The 16,308-nt window shown below is 65.7% G+C and carries 1 protein-coding gene (cut by a window edge); it reads left to right on the top strand.

The annotated features are described in order from the left end of the window. Window positions 1-16,229, top strand: the 3' portion of a protein-coding gene (locus CH289_RS00665; RefSeq protein ID WP_094726985.1) for a non-ribosomal peptide synthetase. It extends 13,849 nt beyond the left edge of the window; the window shows 16,229 of its 30,078 coding nt (coding positions 13,850-30,078); its start codon lies beyond the left edge, outside the window; its stop codon occupies window positions 16,227-16,229. The last annotated feature ends 79 nt before the right edge of the window (window positions 16,230-16,308 follow it).

The raw sequence follows: 16,308 nt of genomic DNA, 5'->3' as shown, positions 1-16,308 counted from the left end.
CCGAGGGCATCTCGGCGGAACTGACCGGCGGCGCCTGGCTCCCGTCCGCGGTGTTGGCGGACGTCGGTGCACCGGGTGATCCGGACATGCCGGCCAATGCCGCGGTGGACATCAACTCTGCCGTTGTCGACACTGTCGACGGACCCCGTCTGACCGCAAGTTTCACGTTCGCGACAGGGATGCTCACCCGCACCCAGGTGTCCGAACTGGTCGAGCTGTGGGATCGTGCGCTGACCGCGCTGACCGAACACGTGGCAGGAGACAACGCAGGGGGACTGACTCCGTCGGACGTTCCGCTCGTGTCCGTGTCGCAGGCCGACATCGATCGATGGGAGGCGACGTACCCTGCGGCGGCGGACATCTGGTCGCTCGCCCCGTTGCAGTCTGGCCTGCTGTTCCATGCGTTGATCGCCCAGTCGACCGACGCACGGGCTGGGTCGGTCGACGTCTACACGATGCGGGTCGTGCTACGGCTGAGCGGAAACGTCGAGCGTGAGCGTCTTCACGGTGCTGCTCAGGCGCTGCTCGACCGGTACGAGAACCTACGGACGGCATTCGTACAGAATGTGGACGGTACGTCGGTTCAGTTGGTGCTGGATCGAGTCGACGTGCCGTGGAGGGACGTCGACCTGACGTCGCTGCCGGAATCGGAGCGCGAGGCGGCCTTCGACGAGCTCCGTGCGGCCGACAAGATCGAGCCGTTCGATCTGACGTCGGCTCCGCTGATGCGGTTCACGTTCGTGACCGTGTCGGCCACCGACGTACGGTTCCTCGTGTCGAGTCACCACCTTCTTCTCGACGGATGGTCGACGCCGCTGTTGATGCGAGATCTCCTGGCTCTGTACGCGCTTGCAGGTGACGTGTCGTTGCTGCCTCGCGTGCGCTCCTACCGGTCGTTCCTCGGCTGGGTCGCGGAGCAGGACGCACGCGTCTCGGTCGACAAGTGGATCGAGGCCTTGGCAGGTGTCGAGCAACCGACGATGCTCACGTCGGCCGAGCGTGCCGGAGAGGCGTCCACCGATATCGGTGAGGTGATTCTGGATCTGAGCCCGGCGTTGTCGTCGGCGCTTCACTCGGTCGGAGCGCAACTCGGTGTCACGCTGAACACGATGGTTCAGGCAGCGTGGGGTCTGCTCCTCGGTCGGTCCGTAGGAAGCAACGACGTGTTGTTCGGCGCCACGGTGTCCGGACGCCCGGCGGGTCTGGCAGGCGTCGAATCCATGGTGGGTCTGTTCATCAATACCCTCCCTGTCCGTGTCCGGTTCGACGGCCACGAATCGGTCGAGTCCGTACTGGTGCGGCTGCAGGGTGAACAAGCCGATCTGCTCGATCATCATTACCTGGGGCTCAACGAGATTCAGCGAGCTGCGAATCTGGGAGCGTTGTTCGACACCCTGACGGTGTTCGAGTCGTATCCAGTCGACGAGGCCGGTCTCGCCGAACAGGCGAAGAACATCGACGGCATGTCGGTGTCCGGGGTCGAGCTGGAGGACGCGACCCATTACCCGCTCACGCTGCTCATCGCGGTGGATTCACAGGTGCATCTGAAGCTGAAGTACCTGACCGATGTTCTGGACGGCGCTGCCGTGGCCACCATGATGGGCCGGCTGGAACGCATTTTCGAGGCTTTCGCCGCGGATCGAACGGTCGCTATCGGCGACGTCGACCTGTCCGACCCGAGCGAACGCGCACTGATCGCTGCCGCGAACGACACCGCTCACGATGTCGACGAGTCGGCAACGCTCGTCTCGATGTTCGACGCCCAGGTGGCGAGGACGCCCGACGCGGTGGCGCTGACGTTCGATGGCGAATCGCTGACGTACGCCGAGTTCCATGGCCGGGTCAATCGACTCGCCCGTGCCCTCGTCGAGCGCGGTGTCGGCGCGGAATCGCTTGTCGCGGTTGCCTTCAAGCGCTCGCTCGATCTGATGGTCGGCGTATACGCCGTGCTGGAAACCGGTGCAGGCTACGTGCCGATCGATCCGGATCAGCCTGCCGATCGCGTCGAGTACATCCTGAACACCTCCGCGGCGGCGACGGTTCTGACCACGTCGCGAGAACGGTTCCGCGCGGACGACGCGGTGGTGCTCGAGATCGACCGTCTGGGGCTCGACGAGTACTCGGATGCGCCGCTCGTCGACGCGGACCGCATCGGTGTTCTGCGTCCGTCGAATGCGGCATACGTGCTGTTCACCTCGGGCTCGACAGGTCGGCCGAAGGGCGTGACGATCACTCACGCCGCCATCGTGAACCGCCTTGTCTGGATGCAGGACCAGTACGGTCTACGGGCCGATGACGTGGTGGTGCAGAAAACACCGGTGACGTTCGACGTGTCGGTGTGGGAACTGTTCTGGCCGTTGCAGATCGGCGCCCGTTTGGTGATCGCGAGGCCGGACGGACACCGCGACCCGGTCTATCTGGCGGAGTTGATGCGCGGCGAGCGGGTTTCGGTCGCGCACTTCGTGCCGTCGATGCTTGCCGTGTTCGCCGCGGAGCCCACAGCGAACGGTGCCGACGCGCTTCGATGGATCTTCGCGTCCGGTGAGGCGTTGCCGCCGGCCACTGCGCGGACGATCGGGTCGGTTCTGCCGGCCGCTCGGTTGGTCAACCTGTACGGCCCCACCGAAGCGGCCGTCGACGTGACCTACCACGACGTCGTCGACGCGGACGTCGCGTCGGTGCCGATCGGGCGTCCGGTGTACAACACCCGAGTTCACGTGCTGGACGATCGACTTCGCTCGGTGCCGGTCGGGATGGTGGGGGAGCTCTATCTCGCCGGTGTGCAGCTCGCTCGCGGTTACCATTCGCGTCCCGATCTGACGGCCGACAGGTTCGTCGCCGATCCGGCGGACAGGCACGGTGGCCGCCTCTACCGCACCGGCGACCTGGTTCGCTGGACGTCGAACGGCGAGCTCGAGTACATCGGTCGCTCGGACTTCCAGGTCAAGCTTCGTGGTCTGCGAATCGAGCTGGGAGAAATCGAGTCCGCTCTTCTGCGTGCCGATTCGGTGGCTCAGGCCGTAGTACTGGTCGTACGCGATCAGCTGGTCGCCTACGTCGTGCCCACTGCAGGCGCGTCGGTGGACGTCGATGCTGTAGTCGCGTCGGCGGCGACCACGCTTCCGGAGTACATGGTTCCGGTGTCGGTTCTCGTTCTCGACGAACTTCCGGTGGGACCGTCGGGCAAGCTCGACCGTAGAGCGCTGCCGGAGCACACGTTCGAGAGCTCGGCCGAGTTCCGCGGTGCCGAAACCGATGTCGAGCGAGTACTCAGCGAGGTCTTCGCGGACGTCCTCGGTCTCGACGCGGTCGGCATCGACGACTCGTTCTTCGCGCTCGGCGGCGACAGTATCGTGTCGATCCAGCTCGTTGCACGCTCTCGGGCGAGAGGTGTCGTGATCACCCCACGCGACGTCTTCGAGCAGAAGACCGTCGCGGGTCTCGCTTCGGTGGCCGCCGCTGCCGAGAACCTCGTCGACGAGGTCGTTCTCGGTGAGCTCGACGGTGGCGGAATCGGTTGGGCACCACTGCTTCCGTTCGCTCGGTCGATGACCGATCGGGGTGGGTCGTTCGATCGCTTCGTGCAGTCGGTGACCCTCGAGTTGCCCGTCGGTATCGACCGTCAGGGAATCGTGTCGACCATCCTCGCCGTGGTGGACCGCCACGACGGACTCCGGGCGCGCCTGGTGAACGAGTCCCAGGGGTGGGGTCTCGAGACTTCCGCACCCGGTTCGGTGTCGATCGATCGTCTCGTCGACCGCATCGAAGTGGGCGCAGAGCTCGACCTCGACGAGGTTCTGGCTCGTACCGCAGCGGCCGTCGACGATTCGATGTCGCATCTCGACCCGTTCGCAGGCGACATGCTCCGCTTCGTCTGGGTCGATTTCGGTTCGTCGAGGAGCGGCCGTCTCGTCGTCGTGGCACACCACCTCGTCGTCGACGGCGTGTCCTGGCGAATCCTTGTTCCGGACTTCGTCTCCGCCTGGGCGCAGACGGCGGCGGGTGCAGTCCCCGCTCTGCCCGAGGTCGGCACGTCGGAGCGTCGCTGGGCGCACGCCCTCGCGGACGAAGCGCGTTCGCCTCGTCGTCTCTCGGAGATGGATCTGTGGCGCAGCGTCGCGGGAACTCCGGACCCGGTCCTCGGTACGCGCCCGTTCGACCCCGCCCGTGACGTCACGTCGACGGTGGAACGTTGTGCGATCGAGTTGTCGCCGAGCGTGACTCGCGCCCTGCTGACCGCAGTGCCCGATGCCTTCCACGGTGGAGTGTCGGACGGGCTGTTGGCCGGTCTTGCCCTTGCCGTACGAGAGTTCCGTGCGCGTCGCGGAGTGGATGCGCCTGCGACATTGGTTCAACTCGAAGGGCACGGCCGCGAAGAAGAACTGATTCCAGGTGCGGATCTCTCGCGCACCGTCGGATGGTTCACCAGCATGTACCCGGTCCGTCTCGACCTCACCGGAGTCGACCTCGCCGACGCACTCGACGGTGGCCCCTCCATCGGTGCCGCGGTCAAGCTGGTCAAGGAACAATTGCTCGGCATTCCGGACAAGGGCATGGGATACGGGCTGTTGCGGTACCTCAACGAGGACACCGCGAACGAGCTCGGCTCGCTGTCGACCGGTCAGATCAGTTTCAACTACCTCGGTCGTGGTAGCACCGGTGAGGTTCCGGAAGGAATCGAAGGGTGGCTGCCCGCAACCGATTTCGACGATCTGACCATCAGCGGTGACGCCGACATGGCGGCGAACAAGACCGTCGACATCAATGCGATCGTCCGCGGAGCCGGGGACGATTCGGCGCTCGCTGCGACGTTCGCATTCCCCGTCGGTGCCATCGATGCAGACGACGTTCGGGAACTGGCCGACCTCTGGGTGGGCGCGCTGACCGCTCTGGCCGCTCACGTCGCGGACGGTACCGCAGGCGGTCTGACACCGTCGGACGTCCCGCTGGTCCGTATCGGTCAGCGCGAGATCGACGTCGTCGAACAGCGCTACCCGTCGACGCGTGACATCTGGTCGCTCGCGCCGCTGCAATCGGGCTTGTTGTTCCACGCACTGCTCGCGGAGTCGTCCGTCGACGTGTACACGATACAGATGGTTCTGCGCTTGACCGGCGACGTCGATGCCGGTCGTCTTCGTACCGCTGCGGCGTCGCTCGTCGACCGGTACGACAACCTGCGGACCGCGTTCGTGACGGTCGCCGACGGCTCCACCGTTCAGGTGGTCCAGGACGACGTCGAACTCCCGTGGGCCGAGCACGACTTGTCCGGACTCCCGTCGGGAGATCGTGAGCGTGCGTACGAGGAGCTGCGTGCGGGGGAGCAGGAAGCTCGATTCGACACCGCCACGGCACCTCTCGTGCGTTTCACCCTGGTGAAGATCACCGAGGACGATAGTCGGCTGCTGTTCGCGAACCACCACGTCCTGCTCGACGGATGGTCCATGCCGTTACTGATGCGGGACCTGTTGGTTCTGTACGCCGCACACGGCGACGCGTCCGGTCTGCCGCGTGTGTCGTCCTACCGAACGTTCCTGTCCTGGATCGCACGTCAGGATCGAGCACGGTCCGAAGGCGTGTGGGCCCGAGCGTTCGAGGACGCTCCGGAGCCGACGATTCTCGCTCCCGGTGCCGTGGGACGTGAGATCACGTCACGGTCGGGTGCCGTGGAGACAGTCCTGTCGGCAGAGCTGTCCTCGTCGCTGACGCACTTGGGCGCCCGCCTCGGAGTCACCGTGAACACGCTGGTTCAGGCCGCGTGGGGAATCCTGCTGTCGGCATCGACCGGACGGGACGACGTCGTCTTCGGCGCGACGGTATCCGGCAGGCCTGCAGGACTTCCCGGCGTCGAGTCGATGGTCGGCCTGTTCATCAACACACTCCCGATCCGTGTTCGCCTGAACGCAGCCGAGTCCGTCGAGTCGGCGCTCACGAGGCTCCAGGCCGAGCAAGCCGATCTGCTCGATCACCACTACCTCGGGCTCACCGACATCCAGCGCGCAGCCGGTGTCGGTGCCCTCTTCGACACACTGACCGTGTTCGAGTCCTACCCCGTCGACGAAGAAGGGCTCGCGGCCCAGGCGTCGAACATCGACGGCATGGCCGTGTCCGGTGTGGAGTCGAACGACAGCACGCACTACCCGCTGACGTTGCTCATCGTCGCGAACGACCGAATTCGATTGACACTGAAGTACTTCGAGGACCTGTTCGACGAAGATCACGTGGCAGCACTGATCGGCCGGATGGAGCGCATTCTCACCGCCGTGGCCGTCGATCCGAGCGTCAGGGTCGGCGACCTCGACCTTCTCGGCGACGACGAACGTCATGCCCTGGTCGTCGATCGCAACCAGACCGATCATGCCGTCGACGAGGCGTTGCTCCTGGACGCCTTCTTCTCCCGCGCAGAATCGACTCCCGACGCACCTGCCTTGACGTTCGAAGGCGACACGATCAGCTACCGCGAGTTCGCCGACCGCGTCCATCGGCTGGCGCGCTACCTGGCCGGCCACGGTGTCGGGCCGGAGATCGCGGTGGCAGTCGGCATGCGCCGGTCGATCGATCTGATGGTCGGCATCTACGCCGTCGTGGAGGCAGGCGGAGCGTACGTTCCTCTCGATCCGGAACAGCCTGTCGATCGTCTCGAGTACATCGTGGACGTGGCGAACGCGGTGCTCGTGCTCTCGACCGAGCGCGACGCGGTGGAGCTGGGTGCAGGTTCACCCCCGGTGATGCACATCGACACGCTGTCGCTGTCGGAGTATCCGGCGGTTGCGCTCGGTCCGTCGGACCGGACCGTCGGGCCGGACAACAGTGCATACGTGCTGTTCACCTCGGGTTCGACGGGTCGGCCCAAGGGTGTCACGATCACTCATCGCGCCATCGTCAACCGCCTCGAGTGGATGCAGGCCGAGTACGGACTGCACGACGCCGACACCGTCGTACAGAAGACACCGGTGACGTTCGACGTGTCGGTGTGGGAACTGTTCTGGCCCATGCGTGTCGGCGCGAGAACCGTCGTTGCGCGGCCGGACGGTCACCGCGATCCCGCATATCTCGCACAGCTGTTCGCGCGGGAGTCAGTCTCGGTGGCGCACTTCGTGCCGTCGATGCTCGGTGTGTTCTCGGCAGAACCAGGTGCAGCCGATGCTCGCGACCTTCGGTGGGTGTTCGCGTCCGGTGAGGCATTGCCGGAATCGACTGCGGCAACGATCGTGTCGCTGCTTCCGTCGGCGCGGCTGGTCAACCTCTACGGGCCGACCGAAGCCGCAGTCGACGTGACGTATCACGAGTTCGTCGCCGCGGACACCCGCGGTGTCCCGATCGGTCGACCGGTCTGGAACACGCAGGTGTACGTGCTCGACAACGCTCTTCGGCCCGCTCCCGACGGCTCCGAGGGAGAGCTGTATCTCGGTGGCGTTCAATTGGCACGCGGCTACAGCTCACGACCTGATCTGACCGCGGACCGATTCGTCGCGAACCCCTTCGGACTCGGGCGGCTGTACCGCACGGGTGATGTCGTGCGGTGGAACACAGCCGGCGAACTCGAGTACGTCGGCCGCTCCGATTTCCAGGTCAAGCTGCGCGGACAACGAATCGAGCTCGGTGAGATCGAGGCCGCCCTCGTCGCCGACCCTGCGGTCGCACAGGCTGTGGTGGCCGTACGCGACGATCGTCTGGTGGCATGGGTCGTTCCGTGGACGGCACGCACGACAGTCGCGGACATCTCGTCGGAAGCCGAGACTCGACTGCCAGCGTTCATGGTTCCGTCGGCTGTCGTGCTGCTGGACGGTCTTCCGCTGACGAGCTCGGGCAAGCTGGATCGCAGGGCACTTCCCGATCCGGAGGTCTCGGCCGCGGAATTCCGTGCGCCCTCGACTCCGATCGAACAGGCCGTTGCGACGGTGTTCTCCGACGTGCTCGGCGTGGAGTCCGTCGGCCTGGACGACGACTTCTTCTCCCTGGGCGGCAACTCACTGGTGGCGACGCAGGTCGTCGCCAGGCTCGGCGCTGCCCTGGACACGACGGTCCCGATCCGGGTTCTCTTCGACGCCACCACGGTCGGCGGTCTCGCACGTGCAGTGGAAGCACACGTGGGGGCCGAAGGAACGGGCTCGCAGGGCCGTGTCGCACTGGCCGCTCAGGACCGCCCGGAACGGATTCCGCTGTCGCTCGCTCAGCAGCGGATGTGGTTCCTCAACCGTTTCGACTCTGCCTCCGCGGTCAACAACATCCCCGTCGCGATACGACTGACGGGCGAGTTGAACACCGAGGCGCTGCGCGACGCGGTGACCGACGTCCTCACCCGCCACGAGACGATGCGGACGGTCTACCCCGAGGTCGACGGTGTCGGGCATCAGGTGATCCTCGAGCCGTCCCAGGTCTCCATCGATCTGGCGCCGCACGCTGTGTCCGAATCGGACGTGGTGAACGAGGTCGTGTCGATCGTCTCGATCGGGTTCGACGTCACTCGAGACGTCCCCGTGCGCATTCGGTTGCTGGAAGTGAGCCCCGAGTCGCACGTTCTGGTGTTCGTCGTGCATCACATTGCTGCAGACGGGTTCTCGATGGGCCCTCTGACGCGCGACGTGATGACGGCCTACGCGGCACGCACTGCCGGCGATCGACCGCAGTGGCAACCGATGGACGTGCAGTACGCGGATTACACGCTGTGGCAACGCAGCGTTCTGGGCAGTGAGGACGACGCGTCGTCGCTCGTGTCGGCGCAGATCGACTACTGGAGGTCTCAGCTGTCCGGGTTGCCGGATCAGATCGACCTACCGTTCGACCACGCTCGACCCGACGTGGCGAGTTACCGCGGGCGAACCACACAGTTCTCCGTCTCACCGTCTCTGCACCGCAGTCTCGAAGAGCTTGCGCGGGAACACGATTCGACCGTGTTCATGGTCGTGCACGCAGCGTTGGCCGTGCTGATGGCGCGGTTGTCCGCGTCGGAGGACGTGGCGATCGGTACGCCCGTCGCAGGACGCGGTGATGCGCGCTTGGACGACTTGATCGGCATGTTCGTGAACACGCTGGTACTGCGCACCGAGGTGTCGCCTGCAGTTGCGTTCGACGCGGTGCTGGCACAGGCACGTGAAGTCGATCTGCAGGCGTTCGGCAACGCCGACGTTCCCTTCGAGCGCTTGGTGGAGATCCTGGACCCGCAGCGGTCGCAGGCTCGTCATCCGCTCGTGCAGGTGGTGCTCGCATTCCAGAACCTCGGTCGCACGGCCCTGGAACTGCCGAACCTGTCCGCGGAGGCGGTGCAGTTCGATGCGGAGATCGCGAAGTTCGACCTGCAGTTCACCTTCGAGGAGGAGACCGGCGGCGGTTACACCTGCTACGTCTCGTACTCGACCGATCTGTTCGACGAGTCGACGGTCGTGTCGATGGGGGAGCAGTTCCTCGCTGTTCTCGGTGGTGTCGTGACCGATTCGTCTCGGGCGGTCGGTGACATCGAGATCGTCGATGCGCTGACGCGTGATCGTGTTCTCACTCAGTGGAGTTCGTCGGGTTCGGACGTGTCGGTGAGCGAGGCGACGCTGATCGATCGGTTCGAGGCAGCTGTGTCCGCGCATCCGGGTGGTGTAGCCGTCCGTTTCGGAGACGAGTCGGTGACGTACGCGGAACTCGACGGCCGGGCCGATCGTGTCGCGCGAGCTCTGATCGAGGTCGGAGCACGTCCGGATGCGCTCGTTGCGGTGGCGCTCCCGCGGTCGGTCGAATTGATCGTGGGCTTGTTGGCGGTGCTGAAGGCCGGCGCAGGCTACCTGCCGATCGACCCGTCGTACCCGTCCGAGCGGATCGCGTTCATGGTCGACGATGCGAGTCCGGTTGCGGTCCTCACCGATTCGGCTGTGCTGGAGGGCGAGTCGATGGCACCGGTGCGCGCCGGTTCCCTCCCGGTCGTGGACTTGTCTCGACTCGAAGGCGAGGGGCGCATCGACGACGGCCGTGAGGATGCGGACAGGGTGTCCGATGCGGATCGACGCGCTCCGTTGCGTCCCGAGCACTTGGCGTACGTCATCTACACGTCGGGTTCGACGGGTCGTCCCAAGGGTGTGCTGATTCCGCATCGTACGGTCGTCCGACTTCTCGACAACACGGACGCATCGTACGGTTTCGGGCCGGACGACGTGTGGACGATGTTCCACTCCTACGCGTTCGACTTCTCGGTGTGGGAGCTGTGGGGTCCGTTGGCTTTCGGCGGCACGCTGGTGATGGTGGACTACTTCACGTCCCGGTCACCGGAAGCGTTCCGCGAGCTTCTCGCCGCCGAACGTGTCACGGTGTTGAATCAGACGCCGTCGGCGTTCTACCAACTTGCCGAACTCGACCGGGTGCAGGCCGCGGATGCGGGTGAGCTGTCTCTGCGGTACGTGATCTTCGGTGGTGAGGCTCTCGAGCCTCGTCGTCTCGCTGGATGGTTCGACCGCCACGGCGACGGCAGCACGGCGGGGCCGCGACTGGTGAACATGTACGGCATCACCGAGACGACGGTCCACGTGTCCTACCGCCCGTTGACGGCGGAGTCCATCGGCTCGGCGTCGGTGATCGGTGCACCCATCACAGGGTTGGGTGTCTACGTGCTCGACACTCGGTTGAACCCGGTGCCCGTGGGAGTGGCGGGCGAGCTGTACGTCTCCGGTGGGCAGTTGGCTCGTGGCTACCTCGGACGCGCCGACCTGTCGTCGGTGCGGTTCGTGGCCAATCCCTTCGGCGAGGGTCGGCTCTACCGCACAGGCGACGTTGCTCGATGGACGCGGCGTGAGGACGGTAGCGGCGAGCTGGTGTACCTCGGCCGTGCGGACGATCAGGTCAAGGTGCGAGGATTCCGCATCGAGCTCGGCGAGATCGAGGCTGCCGTCTCGGCTCAGAACGGCGTGACAGCGGCGGCGGTCGTGGTGCGTGAGGACTCGCCGGGTGCGGTTCGTCTCGTTGCCTACGTGGTGGGTTCTGCCGACCTGGACGCGGTGCGAGCGGGAACGGCGCAGTCCGTTCCGGAGTACATGGTTCCCTCCGCGTTCGTGCAGATGGACGAGATTCCGTTGACGGTCAACGGCAAGCTCGATCGGCGTGCTCTGCCGGAGCCCGCGGCGGTGGCCACGGCGTTCCGTGCGCCGTCGACACCGATCGAGGAGATCGTCGCGGGAGTGTTCGCAGACGTGCTCGGTGTCGCGCGCGTCGGTGTCGACGACGACTTCTTCTCGCTCGGCGGAAACTCGTTGCTCGCAACGCAGGTGGTGTCTCGGCTCGGTAGTGCCTTGGATGCGTCGGTGCCGGTGCGGCTGTTGTTCGAAGCCTCGTCGGTCGGCGACCTGGCTGCACGCGTCGAGTCCGCCGTCGGAGGTGGGCGCACCGAACTGGTCGCCCGCGAACGGCCGGCGAACGTGCCGTTGTCCTTGGCGCAGCAGCGCATGTGGTTCCTCAACCGCTTCGACAGTGCGTCGACGGCGTACAACATCCCGATGGCACTTCGCCTGTCGGGCCGCCTCGACGAGGACGCGTTCTCCGCGGCCATCGGTGACCTCGTGGCACGCCACGAGACGCTCCGAACGGTCTACCCGGAAACGGACGGTGGTGCCGTACAGCGGGTGCTCTCGTCCGAGCGTGCCGGGATCTCGTTGCACATCGAGGATGCCGATCCGGCGTCGGTGACCGAGAAGGTGATGGCGCTGGCCGCCACCCGATTCGACGTCACGACCGAAGTTCCGGTACGCGTCACCCTGTTCCGGGTCGGTGCCGACGAGTACGTCGTGGCGATGGTGGTTCACCACATCTCCGCCGACGGTTCGTCGATGGTTCCGATGACGACCGACCTGATGACCGCGTACGCGGCGAGGACGACGGGCACCGAACCGCAGTGGACACCACTGCCGGTCCAATACGCCGATTACGCGCTGTGGCAACGCGAGGTTCTCGGCCGAGAAGACGATCCGACGTCGGTCGGCGCGCAACAGTTGGACTACTGGAAGACTGCACTCGCAGACCTGCCGGACCAGCTGACCCTGCCGATCGACAAGCCGCGTCCTGCAGACCAGAGTTTCCGGGGCGGCCGCGTCGAGTTCACGGTTCCGGCCGGTACACACGCCGCACTGCAGAAGCTCGCTCGCGCACACAATGCGACCGTGTTCATGGCCGTGCACGCGGCGTTCTCGGTACTCCTCGCGCGCCTGTCGGGCATGAACGACATCGCCGTCGGTACGCCCATCGCAGGACGCGGAGAAGCGGCGCTGGACAATCTCGTCGGCATGTTCGTCAACACTCTGGTCTTCCGACTCGACGTGGACGGCGGCCGGGACTTCGTGGACCTGCTCGCGCAGGCACGCGAGACGGATCTACGGGCGTTCGCCAACGCTGATGTTCCGTTCGAACGCCTCGTGGAGGTCCTCAACCCCACGCGGTCGACGGCACGGCACCCGCTGTTCCAGGTCGGTTTCTCGTTCCAGAACGTGGCGCAGACGGCCCTCGAGCTCGGTGATCTGACGGTGTCGGCGGTGGACGCGGACTCGGGTAACTCGCAGTTCGATCTGCACCTGATCCTGGCGGACAAGTACGACGACTCGGGTGCGCCTGCGGGCTTCGAGGCGCTGATGACCTACGCTACCGATCTCTTCGAGCCAGAGACGGTCGACGCCGTCGTCGCACGCTTCGTCCGCGTCCTGGAGGAGGTCGTGGCGCGGCCGGACGTTCCGGTCGGAGACATCGACATCACCTCGCCCGGCGAACGCGTCGAGCTGGTGTCGACGTGGAACGACACCGCTCGCGACCTCGGGGCGGACCGAACTCTCGTCGATCTGTACGACGCGCAGGTACGGCGCAGCCCGGACGCGACCGCGGTCGTGTTCGACGGTGTCTCGCTCACCTACGCCGAGTTCGACGCTCGCGTCGAGCGCGTCGCGCGGTCGCTCGTCGAGCGCGGCGTCGGACCCGAAAGTCTGGTGGGACTTGCCATTCGACGGTCCACCGACCTCGTGGTCGCGATGTACGCGATCGCCAAGGCCGGGGGTGCGTACGTTCCTCTCGATCCAGATCAGCCGATCGAACGCACCGAGTACATCCTGTCCGTGGCGGCACCGGTCTGCGTGATCACCACGGCTCGCGAGAACGTCGTCATCGACGGCTCCGTCGATCTGGCGGATCTCGAGAAGGACGCGGATGCAGTCCGGACGACGGACGCGCGCGCGCTTCGCAGTGACAACCGCGCGCTTCGCGCCGACAACACGGCGTACGTGATCTTCACCTCCGGGTCGACCGGTAAGCCGAAGGGCGTCGCGGTTTCGCACGGCGCCATCGTCAACCAGTTGGTGTGGAAACACGCGGAATTCGGGATGAACTCGTCGGATTCGGTGCTGCTGAAAACCGTTGCGACGTTCGACCTCTCGGTGTGGGAGTTCTGGTCCGCCCTCACCGTCGGTGCATCCATGGTGATCGCCTCGGCCGACGGTCACCGTGATCCGGACTACCTGCTGGGTCTGCTCCGTGACCACGAGGTGACGACACTGCACGTGGTGCCGTCGATGTTGTCGATGCTGACCACGGTGTCCGACGGTGCACTGCCACCGACGCTGCGGCGAGTCCTGGCGATCGGTGAAGCACTGCCCGCGGCGACCGCGTCGGCGCTGAAGAAGGCGAGTTCCGCGGAGCTGTACAACCTGTACGGGCCCACCGAGGCGGCGGTGTCGATCACCTCGCACCGCGTCGTCGACGGTGACACCACGACGGTTCCGATCGGAAAACCGGAGTGGAACAGTCGGGTTCACGTTCTCGATGCGCGTCTGCAGCCCGTTCCCGTCGGCGTCAGCGGTGAGCTCTACCTGGCGGGATCTCAGCTGGCGCGTGGCTACCACGGTCGGGTCGATCTGACAGCCGATCGATTCGTCGCAAATCCGTATGCGAGCTCGGAACGTATGTACCGAACGGGCGACATCGTGCGGTGGACGCGCTCGGGTGAGCTGGAGTACATCGAGCGTGCGGACTTCCAGGTCAAGGTTCGCGGATACCGCATCGAACTCGGTGAAATCGAATCTGCCTTGCGCGGACTCGATTCCGTTCGCGACACCGCCGTGACCGTCTACAACGACGGACGCACCGGTGACCAGCTGGTGGCGTACGTCGTGCCGAACCTCGTCGGGGGCGAAGACGGCACAGATGCCGAGACGATTCGGATCGAGCTGACCCGAATCCTCCCGTCGTACATGGTTCCGTCGGTGTACGTGATGCTGGATGCGTTGCCGCTGAACGCCAACGGCAAGCTCGATCGCGCAGCACTGCCGGAGCCGGAGACGACCGTCGGGGAGTTCAGGGCCCCGACCAATCCCATCGAGGAAGTCGTCGCACGAACGCTGTCCGACGTGCTCGGTCTCGCTCGTGTCGGGTTGGACGACGACTTCTTCGCACTGGGCGGAAACTCCCTGATCGCGACGCAGGTGGTGTCCAGACTGGGCGCAGCCCTCGATACCCGCATTCCGGTGCGGACGATCTTCGAAGCGTCGTCGGTGGAGGCGCTGGCCGCACGGGTTCAGCCACTCGTCGGTGGCGGGGCGCGGGTTCCGCTCGCTCCGCGCATCCGGCCGGACGCGGTTCCGCTGTCGCTTGCGCAGCAACGGATGTGGACCATCAATCAGGTGGACACCTCGTCGGCTGCGTACAACATCCCGGCAGCCGTGCGGTTCACCGGTGCGCTGAACACGGCAGCGTTCGCAGCCGCCATGGCCGATGTGATCGAACGTCACGAAGTGCTCCGGACGCGGTACCTGGACAGTGAGGACGGACCGATCCAGCTGATCGGCTCGGTGTCGGACGCTCTGCCGGATCTGACGCCGATTCCCGTCACGGAGAGCGACGTCTTCGGCCGCGTCGGCGCGATCCTCGGTGAAGGCTTCGACGTGACGAGCGAGGTGCCGGTTCGTGCGGCTCTCTTCGCCTTGTCCGACACCGATCACGTGTTCGCGCTCGTTGCGCATCACATCACGGCAGACGGGTTCTCGATGCGCCCGCTCATCCGCGACGTGATGCTCGCGTACACCTCTCGTGCCGCGGGGGATGCTCCGCAGTGGGCACCGTTGCCGGTGCAGTACGCGGACTTCAGCCTGTGGCAGCGCGAGGTGCTCGGTAGTGAGGACGACCCGGACAGTGCACTCGGTGGCCAGCTCGCGTTCTGGACTCGTGAGTTGGCCGGGCTTCCGGACTTGTTGCCCTTGCCGACCGATCATCCGCGACCGGCGCGGCAGTCGACGATCGGTGAGGCGTACGAGTTCACGCTCGGTGCCGATATCGCGGGGCGTATCGAGAAGACCGCTCGCGAGCACAACGCGACCGTCTTCATGGTGGTCCACAGTGCGTTGGCGGTGCTGCTGGCCAGGCTCAGCGGCACCGACGACATCGCTGTCGGAACGCCGACGGCGGGGCGAGGCGAGGAAGCCCTCGACGATCTGGTCGGCATGTTCGTCAACACCTTGGTGTTGCGTTCGTCCGTGCAGGGAGGGTCGACGTTCTCCGAGTTGTTGGCGGACACGCGTGACCGCGACCTGGCGGCCTTCGGCAACGCCGACGTGCCGTTCGAGCGGCTCGTCGAGCAGATGGGTAGAACGCGATCCAGTGCGTATTCGCCGCTTTTCCAGGTGATGCTGACGTTCCAGAACGCTGTCAGCGGCACGTTCGAGCTTCCCGGGCTCGAGGTGTCGACCCTGGCGGCAGACGAGGATCAAGCCAAGTTCGACCTGCAGTTGACTGCGATCGAGCAGTTCGACGAGTTCGGTGCGCTCACCGACGTCCGGGCGCTGCTGAACTACGCGACCTCGATCTTCACGAGATCGACCGTCGAGAAGATCGCGGACAGGTTCCGGCGCATCCTCGACACGGTCACCCAGGATCCGTCCGTGACGCTTCGATCGATCGACATCCTGACGGAGTCGGAACGTGCGGCGCTGACACCGAAACGGGCTCCGCGGACAGTGGACGACCTTCCGTCGCTGGTGTCGGAGGCTGCGTCGGTGAGCCCTGCGGCGACGGTTCTGGCGCACGAGGGGCGTGAGATCTCGTTCGAGGAGTTGTCGGACAAGCTCGCGTCGGTGTCCAAGGCGATGGGTGCGACCCTCAAGCCCGAGGCGTTGGTCACCGTTGCTCTGTCGCAGTTGGTGCCTGGAATCCTCCCTGCGCTCGGTGCTCAGGGGTACGCGGAAGCGGTAGCGACGATGATTTCCGCGGCCGAGGACGTAGTCGGCCCCTGACCCACGACGACAGCTGACCCACGACGACAGCTGACGTCCCCACCGAGTAATTCCTCGGCGGGAGAGGGGGACGTCGGCT

This window comes from Rhodococcus sp. RS1C4 (genome assembly GCF_002258225.1).
Taxonomy (GTDB): domain Bacteria; phylum Actinomycetota; class Actinomycetes; order Mycobacteriales; family Mycobacteriaceae; genus Rhodococcoides; species Rhodococcoides fascians_E.
Note: the sequence above shows the minus strand (reverse complement) of the source record. Positions and strands in the feature narration are given on the sequence as shown.